Annotated in this window: 16 protein-coding genes and 4 pseudogenes; 7 read left to right on the top strand and 13 right to left on the bottom strand. The window is 71.0% G+C overall.

From position 1 onward, the window contains the following. Positions 1-181: 181 nt before the first annotated feature. A complete protein-coding gene (locus tag E4N62_RS40225) occupies positions 182-1,336 on the bottom strand; it encodes a lactonase family protein (protein ID WP_230222681.1) in 1,155 nt (384 codons plus the stop codon). A 740-nt stretch (positions 1,337-2,076) separates the two neighbouring features. Between E4N62_RS40225 and E4N62_RS40220 the strand changes: the two genes are divergently transcribed. The 5 genes and pseudogenes from E4N62_RS40220 to E4N62_RS49905 form a co-directional block, all read left to right on the top strand. Continuing rightward, positions 2,077-2,376, top strand: coding sequence for a hypothetical protein (locus E4N62_RS40220; RefSeq protein WP_230222679.1), 300 nt, complete (start codon positions 2,077-2,079; stop codon positions 2,374-2,376). A gap of 928 nt (positions 2,377-3,304) precedes the next feature. Next, on the top strand, positions 3,305-3,922 hold the full coding sequence (locus tag E4N62_RS40215) for a DUF1775 domain-containing protein (RefSeq protein WP_230222677.1): 618 nt from the start codon (positions 3,305-3,307) through the stop codon (positions 3,920-3,922). A 205-nt stretch (positions 3,923-4,127) separates the two neighbouring features. Continuing rightward, positions 4,128-5,945: a copper resistance protein CopC gene (locus E4N62_RS40210; RefSeq protein WP_230222674.1), complete on the top strand. Its 1,818-nt coding sequence runs from the start codon at positions 4,128-4,130 to the stop codon at positions 5,943-5,945. Positions 5,946-6,856: 911 nt separating this feature from the next. Further along, positions 6,857-8,244 (top strand): annotated as a pseudogene (locus E4N62_RS40205) (SulP family inorganic anion transporter). Between the two features lie 3 nt (positions 8,245-8,247). Next, positions 8,248-8,385: pseudogene (locus E4N62_RS49905) on the top strand (IS256 family transposase); the annotation flags it as partial. 118 nt (positions 8,386-8,503) lie between these two features. Here the strand turns inward: E4N62_RS49905 and E4N62_RS40195 are convergent. The 8 genes and pseudogenes from E4N62_RS40195 to E4N62_RS40165 all read right to left on the bottom strand — a co-directional run bounded on the left by E4N62_RS40195 (position 8,504) and on the right by E4N62_RS40165 (position 15,910). Further along, positions 8,504-9,937, bottom strand: a complete 1,434-nt coding sequence (locus E4N62_RS40195) for a flotillin family protein (RefSeq protein ID WP_230222672.1) — start codon at positions 9,935-9,937, stop codon at positions 8,504-8,506. 118 nt (positions 9,938-10,055) lie between these two features. Continuing rightward, positions 10,056-10,571, bottom strand: coding sequence for a hypothetical protein (locus E4N62_RS40190; RefSeq protein ID WP_230222670.1), 516 nt, complete (start codon positions 10,569-10,571; stop codon positions 10,056-10,058). 205 nt (positions 10,572-10,776) lie between these two features. Beyond that, a pseudogene (locus tag E4N62_RS40185) lies at positions 10,777-12,068 on the bottom strand (NAD-binding protein). A gap of 119 nt (positions 12,069-12,187) precedes the next feature. Then, positions 12,188-12,394 (bottom strand): DUF2180 family protein, encoded by a 207-nt coding sequence (locus tag E4N62_RS49900; protein WP_374117194.1) that lies wholly within the window; start codon positions 12,392-12,394, stop codon positions 12,188-12,190. Positions 12,395-12,954: 560 nt separating this feature from the next. Further along, positions 12,955-13,566 (bottom strand): annotated as a pseudogene (locus E4N62_RS40180) (TerC family protein); the annotation flags it as partial. Positions 13,567-13,623: 57 nt separating this feature from the next. Beyond that, on the bottom strand, positions 13,624-14,490 hold the full coding sequence (locus E4N62_RS40175) for a methyltransferase domain-containing protein (protein ID WP_374117193.1): 867 nt from the start codon (positions 14,488-14,490) through the stop codon (positions 13,624-13,626). Further along, positions 14,487-15,134 carry a DUF2064 domain-containing protein gene (locus E4N62_RS40170; RefSeq protein ID WP_230222668.1) on the bottom strand — a complete coding sequence of 216 codons (648 nt, stop codon included), beginning with the start codon at positions 15,132-15,134 and terminating at the stop codon, positions 14,487-14,489. The genes E4N62_RS40175 and E4N62_RS40170 overlap by 4 nt, the downstream gene beginning before the upstream one ends. After that, positions 15,131-15,910 (bottom strand): glycosyltransferase family 2 protein, encoded by a 780-nt coding sequence (locus tag E4N62_RS40165; protein ID WP_268270320.1) that lies wholly within the window; start codon positions 15,908-15,910, stop codon positions 15,131-15,133. The genes E4N62_RS40170 and E4N62_RS40165 overlap by 4 nt, the downstream gene beginning before the upstream one ends. A 94-nt stretch (positions 15,911-16,004) precedes the next feature. On the opposite strand from E4N62_RS40165, the gene E4N62_RS40160 reads away from it, so the two are divergent. Continuing rightward, positions 16,005-16,739 (top strand): response regulator transcription factor, encoded by a 735-nt coding sequence (locus tag E4N62_RS40160; protein ID WP_230222663.1) that lies wholly within the window; start codon positions 16,005-16,007, stop codon positions 16,737-16,739. Further along, a complete protein-coding gene (locus E4N62_RS40155) occupies positions 16,729-17,841 on the top strand; it encodes a sensor histidine kinase KdpD (protein WP_230222661.1) in 1,113 nt (370 codons plus the stop codon). The genes E4N62_RS40160 and E4N62_RS40155 overlap by 11 nt, the downstream gene beginning before the upstream one ends. Positions 17,842-17,947: 106 nt before the next feature. On the opposite strand, the gene E4N62_RS40150 is transcribed toward E4N62_RS40155, so the two are convergent. The 4 genes from E4N62_RS40150 to E4N62_RS40135 form a co-directional block, all read right to left on the bottom strand. Further along, entirely contained in the window at positions 17,948-19,000 is a 1,053-nt protein-coding gene (locus E4N62_RS40150) for an NAD(P)-dependent oxidoreductase (RefSeq protein WP_230222659.1), read from the bottom strand. Between the two features lie 71 nt (positions 19,001-19,071). Then, a complete protein-coding gene (locus E4N62_RS40145) occupies positions 19,072-19,692 on the bottom strand; it encodes a hypothetical protein (protein ID WP_230222657.1) in 621 nt (206 codons plus the stop codon). A 93-nt stretch (positions 19,693-19,785) separates the two neighbouring features. Continuing rightward, positions 19,786-20,187, bottom strand: a complete 402-nt coding sequence (locus E4N62_RS40140; RefSeq protein WP_220650821.1) for a hypothetical protein — start codon at positions 20,185-20,187, stop codon at positions 19,786-19,788. Beyond that, positions 20,184-21,320: a molybdopterin-dependent oxidoreductase gene (locus E4N62_RS40135; protein WP_230222655.1), complete on the bottom strand. Its 1,137-nt coding sequence runs from the start codon at positions 21,318-21,320 to the stop codon at positions 20,184-20,186. Before E4N62_RS40135 ends, E4N62_RS40140 begins: the two co-directional genes overlap by 4 nt. Between the last annotated feature and the right edge of the window lie 102 nt (positions 21,321-21,422).

Raw genomic sequence — 21,422 nt, 5'->3', positions numbered from 1 at the left:
GCCGGTCCCCGGCAGTCTTCTCCTGGTGCTCCATGCCGGGCCCTCACTGAGAACGTGTCAAACGTGTCAACGGCAGAGCAAGATCTCGGACCTCGAGAGGTACTGCGTCAGGGCTCGACACGTCGAACGTCTCTCGGACACGCGGATCCCGGCGTACCGCGGTATGACGGCCGCTTCCCCGTCACACCGCGGCGATTCCCTCCATACCGGATTCGCCGAAGACAGGCAGCCCTGTCGCGGTCGTGACCTTCGTGAGTGACCCGTCATCGCCCACCCGGAAGCCGTCCACCGTGCCAGAGACCGCGTTCTGCACGTACAAGAACCTCTCGTCCTCCGTCACAGCCAGGTCGATGACGCCCTGCGACCGGCCCGACGGCGGTGTCGCCAGGCCCACGTCGTTGGTGAGCGCCAGGCGCCCGCGCTCGTCCACCCGATAGCCGCTGACCGTGGAGTTGCCGGTGTTGCCCCCGTAGAAGAAGTCACCGGCACGCTCCAACCAGCACAGCGTCTCCTGTCCGTTGGACAGCGGCCCCTGCACGACCTTCAGGGTGCCGTCGGCACGCACCTTGTAGGTACTGACCGTGGACCTCTCCGCCTCGGCCACCAGCATGCGACCGCCCCGGTCGAAGGTGATCGCGAACGGCACCCCGCCTGCGGACTCGTTGACGACCGGCTCCTGCGCGGGCCGCCCGTCCCGCCCCATGGGGAAGACCTCGACGGTGTTCGCGGACTTGGTGGTGACGACGAGCGCACGACCGTTCGGGGTGAATGCGACCTGTCCCGGCGAACTGCTGAACAACGGCACCTTCTCGTTGTCCAGCCCCAACGAACGCTGCGAACCGCGCAGGGGCTTCAGGCCGTCGGGTGTGATGCGGAAGCCCTGGACACTTCCCTCCCCACCCGCGTTCATGACGTACGCCAGACTGCCGGAGACGGTGATCGACGCCGGGAAGTCACCCCTGGAAGCCACCACTTGCCGATCCATCAGCTTCCGGCCCTCGACCCGGAACGAGGTCACCGTGCCGCTTCCGGCGTTGACCGCCAGCAGTCGCCCCGACCGGTCGTCGTAGACGAGCGAGCCCTGGGAGGCGAGAGAGTCGGTCGGCGCGTCGATCTGGTCGCCGCCCTTTCCGCCGGTGGCATAGCGGCCCGCGGCGGTCAGCGCGCCATCGTCACCGCGTTCGAAGACATGAATGGTGTTGCCGTCGAGTTCGTTGCCCTGCACGAACACCGCGTGATCGGCGCCGTTCCCTTTCGAGCCCGTGTACCGCCGAGCGGTCTCCCCTGCCGAGGCCACGGTCACCGTCACGGCGGCCGCCACCGTGGCCAGGGCCACTGCCCCAGCGACGGTCAGTCGAACCTGTAACGGGGACCTGCGCCTGGTGTGCCTGCTCATAGCTCGCTCCTCGAACCCTTCCGCCACCCTCGAACGGTGGCGGGCAGAACCAGAGTTGCCTGCGAGACACCTGTGGCTAAAGGGGTTCCGCCGGGGCGTCAGGTTCTCGTAATAACCCTGGTGTCCGCGTGACGATCACCGGGCCCCTGGTCGTCACCGGACCTCCGGAAGAGTCGTCCCACAGCTGGCACTCTCGCTTTGCACTGTGCAATTATCGGACGGGGCCCGTCCGGCGGCCGACCGCCAGACGCCCGGGAGTGATGTCGGCCGAACACCGAGGTGACCATCGACGCGTCGGCCGCCGGAGGCCCCACCAGCAGGTCCACCCTCGTCCTCGGCCGCGCACCGTGGTCGCGGTATCCGAGAGCCGGTGGCAGGGAACGGCTCCTGGCAGGAGTCCGGCACACATCGACGTGGTCGGCCAGAGGTGGGGAACAAGAGGTGCGACAGTGACCGCTCGCATGCCGGACGGAGACGGGGCACCGGACAACGACGGCCGCACACCGGCGCCCGTACCCGACGAGGTATGGCGCAGATTCCTGACCGACAGTGAACACGCCATACGGGCGACCGCGCCCAGGGAGCCCTCCGCCCGGGAACGCCGGCTCGGCCCGGGGGAAGCACGCCCGCCTTCCCTTCCCGAGGAGCGAGAACACAGGCGAGGAAGTCCAGCGGCCCCCGTGCGGCGGAAGCCGGAATCGTCGTACGAGAGTGGGACGGTCGGTGAGCTGTGGCAACCGATCGACCCGTCGCCCGGCACGCCCTGGCGGGAACTCGACGGCCGAGCCAGGTGCGGCCGCCTCGGTCGCGTACTCGGCACGGTGGCCGCGATCACTCTCGTCCTTGGCCTCTTCTCACAGCTCACGGACCCGACCAGCCCGTACGACGGACAGGACGACACCACCTCGCAGCAGTCGGAGCAGGCTCCCACCGGGTGGCCCGCCGCCAGCCCCGGCATCACGGCCCTGCCGTCCGGCTGAGTGCCGTCGACCGCATCGCGCCACCGGCCCACCCGCAGTGGTGCACGCCGCGAGGCCCGCAGCACGTCAACAGAGCCTCACCGGTGACCGTCGTGGTTGTCGTAGGGCGTGAACACCATGGCGATCACGGCCGTATGCGCAAGGAAGGGCTCAGGGCCATCAACGAGGGGGAGGGAGGCGCGAGCGTGGCGAGCGACCATGCACCGCCGCCCGGCGGGCACCCTGGCCCTCGGCCGACGGACCGGGCGGGAACCTGGGTGCGGGCCACCGTGTGCGCGGTCGCCGGCAGCCTCCTCGCGCTGACGGGCCACTTCGCGGTCGCCGACGGGGTCCCCCCGTGGCACCTGGTGACGCTGCTCGTCCTCGCGCAGTTCGCTGCGGCCTGGCCGGCCGCCCGACGACGTTTCGCGCCCGTGGCGACGCTCGGCTGCGCACTGGGCTTCCAAGCGGTCCTGCACGGGTCGTTGGCCGTGACGACCGGTCCGGCAGGCGCGGAGAGCGGTCACCTCGCACACGTCGCAGGCCCGCGGGCCCCGGCCTCCCCGGCAGGCGGACCCGCCTGGCACGAGGCGTCCGGCACGATGACGGCCGTCCACGTACTCGCGGCGGTGACGGTGGCCTGGCTGTTGCACCGGGCCGACACCGCTCTCGTCACTGCCGTACGGGTCGCGCGAGCCTTTCGGGACATCGCGCGCTGGGTCGTGTGCGCCGTCGGCCGACCGTCGGCCGGCGCGCTCCGCTCCGGGCCGTGTCTCCTTCCCTCCCTCGAAGGGATCGGTGGCTTCGCCCCTCCCGAAGCACCACGGACACCACCCCTGGAACACCAGCTGGTGCGCAGAGGACCACCGGGACCGATCCCCACCCCGGTTCGTCCCGCATCCGGGCCGAGGCTTCGCCCTGCCCGGTCCCACCCGCAAGGAGCTTCCCCGTGTCCCCGCACCTCCCCGCCCGCACGGCACTGCGCTGTGCCCTGACCGGTACCGCGCACGCGGAGGTCGAGTCCGACGCCGCTCGGGCCCTCGCCGTGAACGCCACCCTCTCCTTCGTCTCCGAGGCCGAGTCCGACACCGCGGGCCTCACCCAGGTGCGCGTCGTCCCACCGAAGGGCATCGCCCCCGGTGACGTCACGCTCACCGACGCTCCCGAAGGCTGGGAGCTGAAGAGCGCCGACGACGGCTACACGCTCTCGGGACCCGCCCTCGCCACCGGAGCCGACGGCGAACACAGCATCAGGGGCCGGCGGCTGCCGGATGCCGAGCAGCTGGTGTTCAGGACCGTCGAGACCTACGACGACGGTGAGGTCGCCCGCTGGATCGAACTGCCCACCGACGACAAGGAGGGCGAACAACCCGCCCCCGTACTGCGGTTGGAGCCCGCCGCTTCCGGAAACGTCCTCCCTCCCCCGGCCCGTCCACCGCCGCCACGGCCGGCGGCGTACCCGCGCCGGGCACATCCACCGAGACGATCACCGACGCCCCACCCGCTGCAGGAACCGCCGTCGCACCGAACGGCGACCGGTCCGCCGGACTGTTCACCGGATCCGTGATCGCCGTGCTCCTCGTGTCGGGCGGCGGCATCGGGTGGCTGGCCAGGCGTCGGGCGACCGCCGGGACGGAGTGACCGTGCGGTCGTTCGCGGGGCCGGCCCCGCCCCCGCGAACGACACGACGCCCGACGCCTTCCCCCGCACTCGCTACGCGTTCGGCCACAGCCGAGATCCGCGAGACCCAGGACCCGCTCCGGAGACACGACATGAAACGACAACACACGCACCACGTACGGCGCATGGGCAGGGCACTGCTGGTGATGGCCGCCGTACTCGTCCCCACCCTGCTCTGCGGCGCGACACCCGCCTCCGCACACGCGGTGCTGACCGGCAGCGACCCACGCGAGGGCACGGTGCTGAAGACCGCGCCGAAACAGGTCACGGTCTCCTTCAGCGAGTCGGTCGCGCTCACCGAGGACTCGGTGCGCGTCCTCGACCCCGACAGCCGACCGGTGACCGCCGGCGACCCCGAGCGCGCTCAAGGCAGGGCGGACACCGCCCGCGTGCCCCTGACCGACGGCCTGGAGCAGGGCACGTACACGGTCTCCTGGCGGGTGCTCTCCGAGGACAGCCACGCCATCTCCGGTGCGTTCACCTTCTCCATCGGCGCGCCCTCGACGAACCGCGCCGAGACCGCCGCGGAGCCGGCCGTGGACCCTACCGTCGACGTGCTGTACGGCATCGGCCGTTATGTCGCCTACGGGGGCCTGGCCCTGCTGATCGGGGTCGCCGTGTTCGCTCTGGTCTGCCGCCCCGGCTCCCCGCGGAAGGTGCACGGACCGTTCCTGGCGGGCTGGTGGGCGCTGACGCTGTCGACGACCGCACTGCTCCTGCTGCGCGGTCCGTACGCGAGCGGAGACGGAGCGGCCGGGGTGTTCGACCCACAGCTCCTGCGCGACACGGTGGTCAGCCGACCGGGCGTCGCCCTGATGGTCCGTCTGGCCCTGCTCCTGCTGATCGCCCTGCTCCTGAAACACGGCCGGCCCGAGGCTCCGGCCGCACGGCGCACGGTCACGGCGGGCATCACCCTCGCCCTCGCGCTGGCCGCCACCTGGGCAGCGGCCGAGCACGCCTCCACGGGCATCCAGGTGCCGGTGGCCATGGCATCCGCCGTACTGCACCTGCTCGCCATGTCCGTATGGCTCGGCGGGCTCGCCGCGCTGCTGGTCACGCTGTACCGCACGTCTGCCGACGACCCGCTCCGGCCCGACGTCGTCGCCCGGTTTTCCCGGCTCGCCCTCGGCGCCGTGGGCGTCCTGGCGACCACCGGCGTCTACCAGTCCTGGCGCGGAATCGGTTCCTGGGACGCCTTCACCACTCCCTACGGCAGAGCGCTCGCGCTGAAGACAGGTGCCGTCATCCTCATGCTGACGGCGGCGTCGTACTCCCGGAAATGGACTGCTCGGCTGTCGCACACGCCCCGGGAACGACCGGTGCTGGTCAACGCCGGCGGCGGTGCCCCCGGCCCGCTGACCGACCGACCGCCGAAGGACGAACCCGGTGCCGGGGCCGACCCGGCAGGAAGCGGCTCCGAGCGGCAGCGGCAGGGTCTGCGCAGGTCCGTGCTGGCGGAGATCGTGGTCGGTGTCGTGGTGCTCGCGGTCACGACCGTGCTGACAGGCAGCCAACCTGGGCGGGCCGCTACCGAGGCGGCGAAGACCTCCGCAGTGTCCGGGCAGCCGGACGTGAACCTGACCGTGGTCCCGTTCGACACGGGCGCTCCTGCCGCGCGCGGCAGGGTGCAGATCACTCTCGAACCGGGCCGGGTCGGTCGGAACGTGGTGGAGGCCGTGGTGTTCGGTGCCGACGGCGGCCTCATCGCCATCCCCGAACTACGCCTGACCTTCACCCAGTCCGAGAATCGCGTCGGTCCCCTCGACGCCGAACTCGTCGACCAGAGCGGCTACTGGGGCAGCGACACCCTCGATCTCCCCCTCGCCGGAACCTGGACGGTGCGGGCCACCGTCCGTGTGTCCGACATCGACCAGGTCACCGTCTCCGGGACCGTGGAGATCACCCCGTGAGAAAGCCGCCGACGTCCTGCGTTCCGATGCGGGCCGCAGTCTTCTCGGCGCTGTGTGTGGTGGTGACCGGCTGGGCCATGCTCCGACTCTTCAGGTGACGGTCTGACAGAGCGCCTGAGACCGTGGTCCTCGTTGTCAGCGGCGCCTGACACACTGCGGTCCATGACCACAGGCGACCGTTTGCGCACCACGGCCCCTCGCACCCTGCGGGATCCCGACACACTGAGCACCCGGCTGATGGCGGTCCGTACGGAAGCTGCCGTGCAGCAATGCCCCGGGCCTCGCAAGTCCCCGCCATTCGAAAGCCCCCGCCTTCGACCGCCGCGCCGAAGCACCGTATGCGCCGACACCGCCTGAGCGAAAAGGAAGCGTTCGAGTCAGGGGACTCAGTGCTCACGGTCCTCTGCCAAAAGAACGAACTGCTCGTCACAGTATGGGGGGAGCCGCTTCGTCAGCGAAGCCGTCCGCACCACAGCGCTGCGGACCGCCCGCTTGGCCGTCGGGGACACCGGCAGCCGACAACACCCTTCGGTCGCCGTCACTTTGCGTCGTGGGAGCCTGGGCGCCCGCCTCCTCGGCGAAAGAGCTGCCCCCGTCGTGCGGCATTGGGCTGCACAGCCCGGCCACTGCCGTGTCGGGGCCGATGTCGCCCCCGGCGAACACCCCCGAGTCCTGCAGGAGAGACGAGTGCGCGAGTCCGTGGTGCCCGGCGCCGTCGCCTGTCCGCCGTGATACTTCGCCCCTGACCAGAGCCCTATACGCAACTGTTGCGCCTTCCCGGCTCGCCCCCTCATCGCCTTCCGGCCCGCCCAAGGGGCCAACCGCGGGGACGCAATCCGGTTTCCCACGCTTTCCTTCGCACGCCCGGCCTGTCGCAGGGATGTGCCCGAGTACGACAGGTGTCCGCACCCTTGTCTTCTTCCGCACCGTCCTCCTCCGCGCGCCTACGGACCTTGCGTCCCGACTGGCTGAGTGACCCGAAGGTCTGGCGTACCGAGGTGCTTGCCGGCCTGGTCGTCGCGCTCGCCCTGATTCCCGAGGCGATCTCCTTCTCGATCATCGCCGGGGTCGACCCGGCCATCGGCCTGTTCGCCTCGTTCACCATGGCAGTGACCATCGCGATCGTCGGCGGCCGTCGGGCCATGATCTCCGCCGCGACGGGTGCAGTCGCCCTGGTCATCGCTCCCCTCAACCGCGAGCACGGCTTCGGCTACCTCGTCGCGGCAGTCATCCTCGCCGGCGTGTTCCAGATCGTCCTCGGTGCGTTCGGGGTGGCGAAGCTGATGCGGTTCGTACCGCGCAGCGTGATGGTCGGCTTCGTCAACTCCCTCGCCATCCTCATCTTCATGGCGCAGATACCGGAGATGACGGACGTGCCGTGGGCCGTCTATCCGCTGATCGCGGCCGGTCTGGCGCTGATGGTGCTCTTCCCGAAGGTCACGACCGTGGTACCGGCGCCGCTGGTGTCCATTGTCATCCTGACCGTGATCACCGTGGCCGCCGCCGTCGCGGTGCCGACCGTGGGCGACAAGGGCGAACTGCCCTCCTCACTACCGGTTCCCGGGCTGCCGGACGTGCTGTTCACCCTGGACACCCTCACGACCATCGCACCGTACGCGCTCGCCATGGCGCTCGTCGGCCTGATGGAGTCGCTGATGACCGCCAAGCTGGTCGACGACATCACCGACACCCACTCCTCCAAGACCCGCGAGTCCGTCGGCCAGGGCATCGCCAACATTGTCACCGGCTTCTTCGGCGGCATGGGCGGCTGCACCATGATCGGGCAGACGATGATCAACGTAGGGTGTCCGGCGCCCGCACGCGGCTGTCGACGTTCCTGGCGGGCGCGTTCCTGATGGTGCTGTGCATCGTATTCGGGCCCATCGTCTCCGACATTCCCATGGCCGCGCTGGTAGCCGTCATGATCATGGTGTCCGTGGCCACCTTCGACTGGCACTCCATCGCCCCGAAGACACTTCGGCGGATGCCCGCCGGGGAGATCACCGTCATGGTGGTCACCGACCCCGACCACACCACCGTTGTCTACCGGGTCACCGGCGAACTGTTCTTCGCCTCCTCCAACGACCTGGTCGGCCAGTTCAACTACGCCACCGACGCCGACAAGGTCGTCATCGATCTGTCCGCCGCGCACATCTGGGACGCCTCCTCCGTCGCCGCCCTGGACGCGATCGAGACCAAGTACGCCCAGCGCGGCAAGAACGTCGCGATCACCGGGCTGAACGAACCCAGCGCCCGCATCCACAAGACGCTCAGCGGCGAACTCACCGGCAGTCACTGACCGGTGTACCCGCTACCGAGCGCTGCGGCTCTCGTCTCGGCGAGTCCGGACCTGCTGCGCGCGATGGTCAAGACGTTTGCCGATGCGCTCATGTCGGCGGAAGCCGACGCCCTCTGCAACGCCGAACACTGGCAGGTCAGCTGCGAAGAATCCGCACCCTTGCTCCGGTGCGATTCCGGACAGCTGCGGCCCCCTTCTCGCACAAGCCCGGGCGGTTGGTTGCAGGGCCGCCCGGGCCTTTCTCGCTTCGATGCCGACGTCAGCCGGTGATTTCGACCTTCCCGTTGGTCTCAGCGGGCGCCGTCGGGGCGGGCTGTGCGGCACCGGCACGCCCGGTGATGCCCTTCAGCAGCTCGGCGATGTCGACTCCGGTGGTGGAGCCGAGCAGTTCGAGGCCCTGGGCCACGTTGTCGGCGACCGTACGGGACAGCTGGCTGGCGCCGTCGGTGGAGATCACCGTCATCTTGTCGATGGCGCTGAGCGGCTCGGACGCCTTGGCGACCACCTGCGGCAGCACCTCCACCAGCATCTGCAGAACGGCCGCGTCGCCGTACTGAGCGAACGCGTCGGCCTTCTTCTGCATCGCCTCGGCCTCGGCGGCACCCTTCGCACCGATGGCGGCGGCCTCCGCCTCACCCTCGATGCGTACTGCCGCGGCGAGCGCGGCGCGCTGCGCCTTCTCGCCCTCACCCGTCAGCCTGGCCCGCTCAGCAGTTGCCTCGGCCTCCTTGACCAGCGCGACACGACGCGCCTCGGCCTCCTGCTCGGCCTGATAGCGGGCGGCGTCGGCGGGCTTGCGGACCTTGGTGTCCAGCTCGCGGTCGGTCAGCGCGGCCTGGCGTTCGGCGACCTTTTCCTGTTCGCTGAGCACCTCCTGCTGACGGGCCGCCTCGGCCAGCGGGCCGGCGGCTGCCGCACGGGCTGCGGCCTCGTCGGTCTCCGCCTTGATCTCGGCCTGCTTGAGGTAGAAGGTCCGCTGGGCGATCGCGATCTCCTCCTCCGCCTTCAGCCGGGCCTGCTCGGCGGCACGGCGGGCGACGGCCTCGGCGATGTCCGCCTCCTGCTTGGCGCGCGCGGCCTCCGGACGGCCGAGGTCCTCCAGATAGGAGCCCTCGGTGGTGATGTCCTGGATCTGGAAGGCGTCCAGGACCAGGCCCTGCCCGGACAGACTGGCCTCCGCCTCCTCGGCGACCTGACTGGCGAACGCCGCCCGGTCCCGGATGATGTCCTCCACGGACATCCGGCCGACGATGGCCCGCAGCGCGCCCGACAGCACCTCCTGGGTGAAGCCGACGATGCCGTCCTGCTGCATCAGGAACCGCTGCGCGGCGGCCCGGATCGAGTCCTCGGTCCCGCCCACCTTGACAATGGCGACACCTTCCAGGTGCGCCTTGACACCCCGCAGCGTGACCGCGCCCCGGACCGCGATCGGGATGTGTCGGGAGGACAGGTCGAGGGTGAACTTCTGCTGCACGAACGGCACGACGAACACCCCGCCGCCGACCACGACCTTCTGCCCGCTGTTGTCGGTGAACACCCGACCGGTCTCCGGATCGGTGGCCTGCTTGCCGCGCCGCCCGGTCACGATGAACGCCTCACTGGGACCCGCGACCTTGTAGCGGGTGACCACGACGAGGGCGAGCAGGACAAGGAGTACGAAGACTCCTGTCACGGCGATGACTACTGGACTCATGATGTCTTTCCCCTCAGCCCTCCCAGGGGACGGCAGATCGATATGGGTTCATGCGGTGGATGCGAGAGCGCCGATGTATCGGCTGTTCGGTGCCCGGTGTGTGGCGCGGGGCGGTGGGTCAGCGTTCGACCGGGCGTACGGAGACCGCTGTCTGCGACAGCGCCTCCTCCACCCAGATCTCGGCGCCTCGCGCCACCGGGGCCGGGCTCTTGGCCGCGAGCTTCACCGGCTGCCCGGCCCGGTGGACCAGCACCTCGCCGTAGCCGCCTGCCGGAATGGCCGTCACCACGGAGCCCGCCGCACCGATCAGGTCGTCGTCGCGCGGTGCGGCACCGGCCCGGTCGTTCAACAGTGCGCGGCTGAGGCGGTACGCGAGCCAGCCCGTGGCGGCCCCGGCGGGCACGCCGATCGCGGTGGCACCGACGGCGCCGAGTCCGGTGGTGCCCATGACGATCGCGCCGGAGAAGCCGAGCATGGATACAAAGCCGGCGATGACCGGGAGCGACAGCCAGCCGTCGAAGAGGCCGTCCATAGCGTCGACGCCGCCGAAGAGGCCCTCAAGGACACCGTCGAGAACGAGGGACAGGACGAGGAGTACGACTCCTGCGATGCCGAGACCCAGAAACCAGGTCATCCGCGCTCACCGCCTCTCCCCCATTGTCACCGCGCCGGTGACCGCATCCTCACATATGAGCGACGGCAAAACACTGCCAGGTTCCGGCAATCTTTACGCTCCCTTGATGCCGGTGCCACGCACCGCCTCCGCGCGCCGCGACAGTCGCCCGGGGTCAGGGCGGTCGGCTCGCGGGAGCGGGTCTGCGGTGTGGGGCGACCGGTTTCTACGGTGCGGCGGGATCGGCCGACCGGGGGTGGCAGCCGAGGAGCTCGGCCAGACCCTGCCGGGTGGTAGCCAGGACGACCCGGTCCTCGGGCCGCAGGACATATCCGGGGTGCAGTTCCCAGACCAGCCCGGGAGGCCGGTCGTCGCCGTCGGCCGGATGTGCCGCGGCAAGGTCGGGGCGCCGGTCGGGGGCTGCGGCGTCCAGGGCCAGGACGCGCCAGGCCCCAGGACGGAAGGCTCCGGCGACCGTGCGGCCCTCCAGCCGCGGGTGCCCGGCGACGACGAGGGCGGCGAACAGCAGCACCTTGCGTTCGACGGGGATGGCGCCGAGGATCTGGCGGCCCATCATCGCACCGGCGAACGCCGGGGCCGCGAGGCTGGAGACGCTGCGGCTGCGAGTGAGAGCGTGCGGGTGGGCGGCCCGCAGAGTGCGGTCGACCGCGGCGGCGAAGTCGTCGTCGTACAGCCGCAGCGCGACCCGCAGGTCGGAATTGACGGAGCGGGCGTCCAGGGCGGCTTCGAGGGTGATGGTGTCGGAGCTGGTCAGGGCGAGCAGGGCGTGCGCGCGGTGAACCTTGGCGGACTCCAGGACGCCCTCCTCGGCGACGTCTCCGATGACGGTGGGGATGCGCAGGCGGCGGGCAGCAGAGCCAAGGTGCAGAGGCCGGGGTCGGCGACCTCACCGCGGCGCGGTGGAGTGCGTTCCACCGCGCGCAGCAGCAGCCCGTCCGCCTGAACGACCTTGCTGGTGCCCGCGACGGCGGTGGCGGCCAGTGCCGGTGCAGCGGTGTCCGCGTCGGACGGGACGGTGGTGGAGGTGTCCAGAGCCACCGGGTCCAGCCCCGGCGAGGCGACCACGGCGGCCTGGTCCAGCAGTTCCTCCAGCTGCTGGACCAGGCCTTGCGGTTGTAGAGCCGGATCACCAGCCGCAGCTGCGGGTTGAGCCGCCGGGCGATCAAGGCCGCGCGGATGTTCACCTCATCGTCCTCGTACACCAGGGGCGACCGCGACGGCTCCTGCCACACCGGCCGCGGCCAGCACCTCGTCGGTGAGCTCCGACGCCTCAAGCCTCTGCACGTCCTCGGCGGCATCCGGCACGGTGCCCGCGGCCCACGTCATCGCCCAGGGCACCCGCCCGAAGAGCGCCGTGGCCCGTTCCCGGCCGGTGGGCGACGCGCCCGGAGCAACACCGGCGCGGGCGGGAGTGACGAGCGTGACCTGCTCGCGGTAGACCTCGCGCAGTTCGCCGGACAGCCGGTGAGCCAGTCCGTCATCACCGCAGACGATCATGTGCCCGCTGCGGGACCGCAGTTGGCGCGGGAGGGAGGACATGAAAGATCATTTTGCCGCAGCCCGGCAGCAGTTTCCATGCACGCGTTCGAGGTGAGGAGGGCGATGGGACCGCGACCTCACGGGGATTGCTCCGCCGCCCGGCACACCGGACAGGTCAGCTGACGGGCTGCCCGGTCGTGCGTCACTTTCCCCGGACTGGCGGGCCCGCGCAGCACCTTGCTCTCGGAACGTACGTGATCGGCGCACACAGCCGCTCCGCACACGCAGCACACAGCGACGGCGGCCGCCGTACGGCGTTGCTGAGCACACTCGTAACAGTTCATGACCAGAGCCCTTCAGCCGAAAATCCGCATCACACGTCCCCGGCTCCGCTTCCCAGGTCCCCTCGCGGCCGCAACCCAAACACCTCACCAGGCGCCTCGGCCGACGGCGAGGCGGGCGAAATGCCTCATTTCTCGCAGCTCCCGCTCACGCACGTCCTGCCCGTAGGCCATCCACTTCGACTTCCTGCCATACGACTCACCCGACGGAACGCGAGAAGCTGGAGAGCACACGCCTGCGCATCTGCCGACTCGTGGACCACCGGGACGGCGGGAACCGCGTCGGCGAAGCCACCGAACCGGCGAGGAGGGCAGCCCGCACAGGGGACTGCGGCCCGGTGGCGGATGCGTGGCTGTCAACGCCTCCGTGGGTGGTTGCCGGGCTCCGTCTCCGCCATGTACTCGGAACAGTGGGGGTTGTGACAGGGGTCCGGGCCCCACACGGGGACGAACACTCCCAAGGTCTTGTGCCGTCTCGTGACGCTCATGTTCAAGGGCTGCCGACAGGCCGGGCACACCGGCACCCCCTGAGGGCCAGTCTCATGCTCGGTCTTACTCATTCTTCAACCGGTCGACCCCGGGTCATCGGCAGCCGTGTCCGCCTGCGCTTCAGGAGCCTGATGGGCCGTGGCCGGCCGGAGCAGACCGAGAACGACGGATCCGGCCAGCACAACGACGACGACCGCGAGGCTGATCGGCGAAGGGATCTCCGGGACGCTGGGGCTGATCGTCTTGTGAGCCGCCTGAAAGACCAGTTCGACGCCGATGAAGCCGAGGATCACCACCAGGCCCATGTTCAGGTAGTGGAAACGGTCGAGCAGCCCCGCGAGCAGGAAATACAGGGCGCGCAGACCCAGAATGGCGAACGCGTTGCTGGTGTAGACGATGAAGAGGTCGTCGCTCACTGCGAGAACTGCGGGCACGCTGTCGACCGCGAACACCAGGTCGGCCGCCTCGATGGCGGCCAACACCGCGAGCAGCGGCGTGGCCACGCGCTTCCCGGCCTCCTTGACGGTGAACCTCATGCCCGCGTACTCGTCCCGAACCGGGATGACCTTGCGCAGCACCCGCAGCGTGAAGCTCTTGCCGGGGTCGAAGCCCTCCTCGTCGCCCTTGAGGAGTTTGTAGGTGCTGTAGAAGAGCACCGCGGCGAAGGCAAACGGCACCGCGGTGAATGACACGTCGTCGAACCCTGTCCATGGAGCCGGGACATGACGTCGACCTGCGGCCCCTCACCGGCTACGGGGCGTGGCCGGGCGCCGCGACGTGCCCGGCCGGGAGGCCGACTCCTGGCGCTCCGACGGGGCGCGGTGCAGTTCCAGGAAGGAGCGCCCATCGACACTCCACCGGCCGGTGAGGATCCAGCCGGTGGAGTCGGCCGCGCGCAGCAGGCCGGTCGTACCGACGCGGGCCCAGAGGAAGGGGCGGCCGTGGCGGCCGTGGGCGTCCTCCACGCGGACGGTGAGACGCTGGTCCACGTCTTCGTCCGCCGCCTCGGCCAGGAGGCGGCCACCGGGGCGGAGGAGGTCGCGCAGGCGGGCGAGCAGGGCCGAAGGGTCTCCCCCGATTCCGACGTTGCCGTCCATCAGCAGGACGGTGCCCCAGCGGCCCTCTCTGGGCAGGCGGTCGAAGACGGAGCGTCGCAGGGCGGCTCCGCCGTGCTGCCGGGTCCGGGCGACGGCGGCCGGGCTGACGTCCACGCCGAGGGCTGTGCCGCCACGTGAGGCCAGTGCGGCCACCAGGCGTCCTGGACCGCAGCCGACGTCCAGGACCGGGCCGGTACAACGGCCCAGCACCTTGGTGTCGGCGGCGTCGGGGGCGGCACACCAGCGCTCCACCTCCAGGGGGAACAGTTGGGCCTCCCCGTGAGTGCCGGGCCCCAGGCGGCGCAGGTACAGCGGGCCCCGGCCGGTGCGCAGGGCCTCGGCGTAAGGGTCGTCCGACCAGGGCTCGCCCGGCGTCGCGGACGTCACCGAGCGGGCGGTGGAAGGCACGACGAGCCGCTCGGGCAGCAGCACGCCCGTCTGAGACTGGGACGCCGTGTCGCTTCGTTCCGTCGGCTCGACGACGGATTCCGTACCGACAGCCGCGCCGCTCACCGGGCGACCTCCGCGAGCAAGTCCAGGGCGGTGGCGAATCTCGAGCCGGGTGGACACAGACCGGCGACCGAGGCCGCATCGGACGCGGTGTCGACGTCCCGCAGCAGCGGGAGGTCACAGACCGCCAGACCCGCCTCGACGAGTCTGCGTCGCAGAATCGGGCCGGTGCGTTCGGTGGACATCGGGACGCCCCGGACGAGAGGCCCGGCGTGGGAGGGGTCGGCGAGACCGAGCGCCCAGAAGCCGCCGTCGGCGGCCGGGCCGAACCACGCGTCGTGGCCGTCCCTGCCGACATCGGCCAGCAGGTCGGCGGTGAGCTGCGGGGTGTCCATGCCGACCAGCAACGCCGGCCCGTCGTCGCAGAGGGCGAAGGCGCCCGCGATCCGCTCGTCCAGCCCTCCTGGCACCTGCGGGACGATGTCGAAGCCTGACTGCAGCCACGGGCCCGGCGTTCCGTCGAGGACGAGCACCCGGCGCCGGGCCGGGACCCGGAGCAGGGTGTGCAGGGTGTCGGTGAGCGCGGCCTCGGCCAGGGCCGCCGCCTCGGAGGGCGTGTAGGGCGGCGTGAGCCGGGTCTTGACGCGGCCGGGAACCGGTTCCTTGGCGATGATCAGCAGTGTGGCCGCCGCAGTGACGATGGTCATCGCGCGCCCCCTGCGACCGAGGCGTCCGGTCCGGTGGAGTTCTGGCCGACGGCGACCGGCTGTTGTTCTGCGAGAACGGCGCGCATGTCACGGACCGCCTGCCAGGTACCGCGCCAGGTACCGGTGACCTTCGAGCGGCCCGTGCGCGGGTGGTACGGCACGTCCGTCTCCTGGATGCGCCAGCCGGCGTCGGCGGCACGGACGAGCATCTGCAGCGGGTAGCCGGAGCGCCGATCGCTCAGGCCCAGGCCCAGCAGCGCTTCGCGGCGAGCCGCGCGCATCGGACCCAGGTCACGCAAGGGCAGACCGGTACGACGACGGACCAGCCGAGCCAGTTCGAGATTGGCGAGCCGGGCGTGCGGGGGCCAAGCCCCGAGTGTTGTGGGCCGACGTCGGCACATGGCCAGGTCGGCGGAGCCGTTGAGGACGGGTCCGGCGACAGCCGGCAACAGACGGGGGTCGAGGGAGGCGTCGCAGTCGCAGAAGCAGACCACGTCGGCCGTGGCAGCGGTGAGCCCCGCGTGACAGGCGGCACCGAAGCCGCGGCGGGGCTCGTGGACCACATGCGCCCCGAGATCGCGGGCGATGTCGGGGGAACCGTCGGTGGAGCCGTTGTCGACGACGATCGCGCGCCAGCCGGGCGGGATGCGGTGCAGCACCCAGGGCAGGGCTTCGGCCTCGTCGAGGCAGGGCAGCACGACGTCCACGGAGAGAGGAGTTGTCTCGATCACCCCACTGAGCCTACGAACGCAGAGCGGACATAAGGGACTTGGCATCCTTACGGATCGCTGACGTCGCCGTTCCTTACGGATCGCTGACGTCCCCCACCGCCCCGGTGGGGGACGGAACGCCGGTGCGAGACTCACTCGTGTGAAACGCGTACTTGTCGTGGACGACGATCCCACTGTCTCCGAAGTCGTCGCGGGGTATCTGCAGCGGGCGGGCTTCTCGGTCGACGTCGCCGCCGACGGTCCCAGCGCCGTGTCGACGGCAGCCTCCCGGCCGCCCGACCTGGTGGTGCTGGACCTGATGCTGCCGGGAATGGACGGGCTGGAGGTGTGCCGCCGGATTCGCGAGCACGGACCGCTGCCGGTGATCATGCTGACCGCGCGCGGGGACGAGGAGGATCGCATTCTCGGCTTGGAGGTCGGAGCGGACGACTACGTCACCAAGCCCTTCAGTCCGCGCGAGCTGGTGTTGCGCGTGGAGTCGGTGCTCCGCCGCGCCGGATCCCTGGCCACCGCCCCGACCGTGCCCGCGGAGCCCTGGCTGCGCAGCGGCCCGCTCGCCTTGGATCCCACCGCCCGACGCGCCATGCGCAGTGGCCGCGAACTGGCCCTCACGACGAGGGAGTTCGATCTGCTGGAGTTCTTCCTGCGCAACCCCGGCCGGGCGACGAGCCGGGAGGAACTCATGCTCCAGGTCTGGGGCTGGGAGTTCGGTGACCTGTCGACTGTGACGGTCCACGTCCGGAGGCTGCGGGAGAAGGTCGAGGACGACCCTGCCAGACCTCATCTGATCAGTACCGTCTGGGGGGTCGGTTACCGTTTCGACCCTCTCCCGTCGGACGGTACGCACGGGAGAGGAGCCGACGATGGTCGGTGACACGCTGCTCATCGCCCTCTACGCGGCCGTCGGTGCGGCGGCCGCGGGGCTGACCGGTGCGGCGGCCCTGCGGCTGCTCCGCGACCGGTCGGTCGCGTTGTCCCTGGCCGTCGTCGCGGCCGTCACGGTCGCCGCGATGCTCGCCGGAACGATGCTGGTGTCCTGGGCGATGCTCCTGTCGGAGCACGACCTGTGGGTGGTGACGATGGTGTGCCTCATGGCCGCCGTCGCCTCCTTCGCCGTCGCCCTGCTGCTGGGCCGCCGTGTCGTCCGGGGAAGCAGGGCCCTCGCCGAGGCCACCCGTGCCCTCGGTGACGACGGCAGTTTCGTCCCGCCCACCACCGCGCTCACCGCCGAACTCGCCCAGCTGAGCCGTCAGCTGGCCTCGACCAGCGCCAGGCTGGCCGCTTCCCGGGAGCGCGAGCAGGCCCTGGAGGCCTCCCGCCGTGAGCTGGTGGCCTGGATCTCCCACGACCTGCGCACGCCGCTGGCCGGACTCCAGGCGATGACCGAGGCCCTGGAGGACGGCATGGTCGACGACCCGCACGTCTACCACAGCCGCATCCGCACCGAGGTCGGGAGGATGAGCGCGATGGTCAGCGACCTCTTCGAACTGTCACGGATCCAGGCCGGTGTCCTCGCCCTGGCCCCGACCCGCATGTCGGTCTACGACCTGGTCGGCGACGCCATCGCGGGTACCGACGCCCTGGCAAGGGAGCACGGGGTACGCCTGGTGGGCGCCGGGGTGGAGCAGGTGCCCGTCGAGGTCGACGGGCGCGAGATGTCCCGTGTCCTGGTGAACCTGCTCGTCAACGCCATCCGCCGCACTCCGGCCGACGGCACCGTGGCGATCTCCGCACGCCGGGAGGCCGACCGTGTCGTACTGGCAGTGACCGACGGCTGTGGCGGCATCGCCCCCGAGGACCTGCCCCGGGTCTTCGACACCGGGTGGCGCGGCACCCACGCCCGGACCCCGCCCGCCGGAGCCGGACTGGGGCTGGCCATCGTGCGCGGCATCGTCGAGGCCCACCAGGGGCACGCGGCCGTGTCCAACGTGCCGGGCGGATGCCGGTTCGAGGTCCATCTGCCCGCGGCGGTCTGAGGTCCGGGGCGAGAACGATCCGTGATCGTCCGGACGAGCGGACCGACCGGACGAAGCCCGGCCGGTCCCTGCACTCCCCCTGGGCCGACTCGACGTCCGGCCGGACTCATCCGGCTCGTAGGGGTGCCACCGCGAACTCCGCCATCCCTTCCGCGAAGGCGACCTGCGGCTTCCACCCCAGTTCCTCGCGGAGACGTCGTGAGGAGGCCGTGATGTGGCGGACGTCGCCGAGCCGGAACTCGCCGGTGACGACCGGTACGCGGTCGCCGTACGACGCGGCCAGCGCGGTGGCCATCTCCCCCACGGTGTGCGGCTCCCCGCTGCCGACGTTGTACGCTCGCAGCCCGCCTTCCGGGAGGCCAGGCACGCCGTCGAGCGCGGCGAGGTTGGCCCCGGCCACGTCCCGGACGTGCACGAAGTCCCGCCGCTGCCCGCCGTCCTCGAACACGCGCGGGACCTCCCCGCGCGCCAGCGCGGACCGGAACAGGGACGCGACCCCGGCGTACGGGGTGTCGCGCGGCATGCCGGGGCCGTAGACGTTGTGGTAGCGCAGGGCGGAGACCTTGCCGTCCGTGGCCCGCGCCCACGCGGCGGCCAGATGCTCCTGGGCGAGCTTCGTGGCGGCGTACACATTGCGCGGGTCCGCGGGCGCGTCCTCGTCCACCAGCCCGCCGGTGAGCGGCTCACCGCAGTGCGGACACGGCGGTTCGAAGCGCCCCACCTCCAGGTCCGCCACCAGGCGCGGCCCCGGCCGGACCACGCCGTGCCGGGAACATGCGTAGTGTCCCTCGTCGTACACCACCATCGAACTCGCCAGTACCAGGCGCCTCACCCGGGCTTCCGCCATGCCGGCCAGCAGCACCGCGGTGCCGAGATCGTTGCAGCCGACGTAGTCGGGCGCGTCGGCGAAGTCCTTGCCGAGGCCGACCATCGCGGCCTGGTGACAGACTGCGTCCACGCCCCGCACGGCGTCGGTGACGGCCGCCCTGTCTCGGATGTCCGCGTGCCGCCAGTCCACCCCGGGAGGGATCTGCGGCGGGATGCGGTGGGCGGCGGGCAGCAGTGCGTCGAGGACGCGCACCGCGTGCCCGGCGCCGATGAGGGCGGTGACGACGTGCGAGCCGATGAAGCCAGCGCCTCCGGTGACCACGATCAACATGTTCCGACCGTAGGGCCGTCCATCCGCTCGCGGGCCGATCGGCTCGGGAACGTCAGCGGTTCGTAAGCCTTTCAGCGGTTCGCAGGCATCTCGGTTCGTGCCGTGTTCTTCGCCGGCTGGTACGTCGCCACCGTCAGCAGGGCGAAGCCGACGGCGAAGCCGAGCATGGTGAACACGCCCCGCGGCCAGAAGATGTGGCTGTCGACGAAGAACCAGCAGGCGACGAGGAGCACCACGGTTCCGGGCAGGACCCGTGCCCCGTGCCGGCGCCACAGCACCGCGCACGTGGCGAGGCAGGCCACGGCCAGCGCGTACACCCCCGTCCGGCCCAGGTCGCCGCCGACCGCGAACAGCCGCCCGGCAGCGCCACGGATGCCGTGATCCACCACGGTGCCGGCGGAGATCCCCGCCACCGCGTCGAGCCCGGAGTAGTACGCCGCGTAGACCAGGCACCCGGACCACGCGAGCACCGTCAGGGCACCCTCGGCATCCCGGCCCGGCCTGCCCCACAACGGGACGATCAGGCCGAGCGCCAGAAGAGGGAACACGGGCAGCAGGGCGATGTGCAGTCCCGCCCAGTCACCTGCCGTCGCCGCCGTCAGATGCCGCGGATGCAGCAGACCCGCGACGGCCAGCATCAGTGGCGCGGCCGTCACCAGCGCCGTTGAACGAAGAACACGGAGGGATCGCATCCGGTCACCGTAGGAGGCCCTCTGCTCAGCGGCACCGTCGGGCGGGAAGGCGTAAGACACCCGTAAGACGGCGCGGCGCGGCCGCCGCCTTCCTCAGGTAGGCGGCCGCCGACGGCGGATGAGTCCCCGAGCGGCCAGGACGAGCGCTGTCCCCGCGGCCACGACGACCAGTGCGATCATCCAGTTGCGCGGGTAATCCAGCGGCAGCACGGAGGAGTTGGCCGTTCGTCCCGGGCGGAGCAGGGCGGGCAACGCCACCACCGTCAAGGCGCCCGCGACAACCAGCGCCCCGCGCACGGGACCACGCGCACGACCGCGCACCGCCACCAGTCCGGCCAGCAGCACCAGCGGCGCGATCACCACGTCGTGGAGGACGACCGCCCCTCCCAGCCAGACCAGAACGCCGGTCAGGTCACGGACTTCCAGCAACAGCGACACACCGAAGCCCATGAGTGCTACACCGGCCACGCCCGCGAGGACCCGCGTCGCCCTCACGACAGCACCTCCAGCCGACCCACCCACTTGGTCTGCAGCACACCGGGCCGGTTCGGCGCGATGAGCCGCACCGGGTAGCCGTGGTCGGGGTCGAGTTCCCCTCCGTTCAGGCGCAGGGCGAGCAGAGTCAGCGGATCCCGGGCGTGCTCCTGCCCCATCTCCGACACCCGGTAGCCACCACGCAGTTGCAAGGACACCACCCGCACCCGTGCGTCCGGCCGCGCGCCCGCCCGCTCCAGCAGATCCACGACCCGCACACCCGACCAGTGCGCCGACTTGCTCCAGCCTTCCACGCACGCGATCGGCAGCTCCGCCTCGTGCTGCGGCAGTGCGCGCAGCTCGTCCAACGTCAGGGTGTACCGCCGCGGGCCGTCCACGACCAGGCGGTACTCCTCGTCGGCGATCCGGCCCACCCCGGCCGCAGCGGCCGTCCGGTTGACGGGCAGACCCTGCGGACCCCGATCGGGGTGACGGGGCGCGAACAGGATCAAGTCCTTCAACGGGGTGAAGGACTGGCCCACCGTGGTGAGGGTGACAGCCCCGACAGCTGCCCCCACCGCGGCCAGCAGCGACCGCCGGTCGGCCTCGTCCCGCGCCGGCAGTGTGAGAGTCCCCGGCGACCGCCGACTCCAGTGCGCCCGGATCTCCGGCGCCTTGACCGCGATGTGCAGCACCAGCGCCCCCGTCACCAGCCACGCCACCGCGTAGTGCACCGGTACGAACGAGAACGGCCACGGGTACCACTGAACCGTGTTCAACAGCCCGCTCGCCAGCTCGAAGACGGCGCCGGCCACCAGCATCGCGATCGACAGACGCTCCAGCGCGTGCCGGAACGACCGCAGCGGCGGCCGCGCGAACAACCGCGGGTAGACCGTCCACAGCTTGGCCAGCAGCAGGGGAACCGCCGCGATGCCGGAGGCGACGTGCAGCCCCTGGGTGAACCGGTACCCCCACGCCGGGCGGCTGGGGATGTCGTGGGCCAGCCAGCCCGGCGGGTGTTGCATGAAGTGGCTGACCAGCCCGGTGGCGAAGCAGACGAAGAACGCCGCCCCCAGCAGCCGGCCGATGGAGGTCGCCGTGCGGGCGTCATGCAGGCTGCCCTTGAACACCGGCGAAGAGACACGCAGTTTCATGTCTCCATCCCACCCGGTGCCAGGCCGCCGGGGAATGTGTGCGCTCCTTACGAAGTCGGAACGCCCCCGGACCCTGGGAGATGTCAAGGGAGCAGCGGCTGA

The sequence above is a fragment of the Streptomyces sp. MNU76 genome (genome assembly GCF_020982545.1).
Classification (GTDB): domain Bacteria; phylum Actinomycetota; class Actinomycetes; order Streptomycetales; family Streptomycetaceae; genus Streptomyces.
This window is presented reverse-complemented; position numbering and strand designations above follow the sequence as displayed.

What these genes read in the sequence shown, in the direction of transcription:
- E4N62_RS40210 (WP_230222674.1), top strand. Translation starts at nt 4,128, where the DNA reads ATGAAACGACAACACACGCACCACGTACGGCGCATGGGCAGGGCACTG.
- E4N62_RS40195 (WP_230222672.1), bottom strand. Translation starts at nt 9,937, where the DNA reads ATGAGTCCAGTAGTCATCGCCGTGACAGGAGTCTTCGTACTCCTTGTC.
- E4N62_RS40190 (WP_230222670.1), bottom strand. Translation starts at nt 10,571, where the DNA reads ATGACCTGGTTTCTGGGTCTCGGCATCGCAGGAGTCGTACTCCTCGTC.
- E4N62_RS49900 (WP_374117194.1), bottom strand. Translation starts at nt 12,394, where the DNA reads ATGAACTGTTACGAGTGTGCTCAGCAACGCCGTACGGCGGCCGCCGTC.
- E4N62_RS40170 (WP_230222668.1), bottom strand. Translation starts at nt 15,134, where the DNA reads ATGACCATCGTCACTGCGGCGGCCACACTGCTGATCATCGCCAAGGAA.
- E4N62_RS40165 (WP_268270320.1), bottom strand. Translation starts at nt 15,910, where the DNA reads ATGCCAAGTCCCTTATGTCCGCTCTGCGTTCGTAGGCTCAGTGGGGTG.
- E4N62_RS40155 (WP_230222661.1), top strand. Translation starts at nt 16,729, where the DNA reads ATGGTCGGTGACACGCTGCTCATCGCCCTCTACGCGGCCGTCGGTGCG.
- E4N62_RS40150 (WP_230222659.1), bottom strand. Translation starts at nt 19,000, where the DNA reads ATGTTGATCGTGGTCACCGGAGGCGCTGGCTTCATCGGCTCGCACGTC.
- E4N62_RS40145 (WP_230222657.1), bottom strand. Translation starts at nt 19,692, where the DNA reads ATGCGATCCCTCCGTGTTCTTCGTTCAACGGCGCTGGTGACGGCCGCG.
- E4N62_RS40135 (WP_230222655.1), bottom strand. Translation starts at nt 21,320, where the DNA reads ATGAAACTGCGTGTCTCTTCGCCGGTGTTCAAGGGCAGCCTGCATGAC.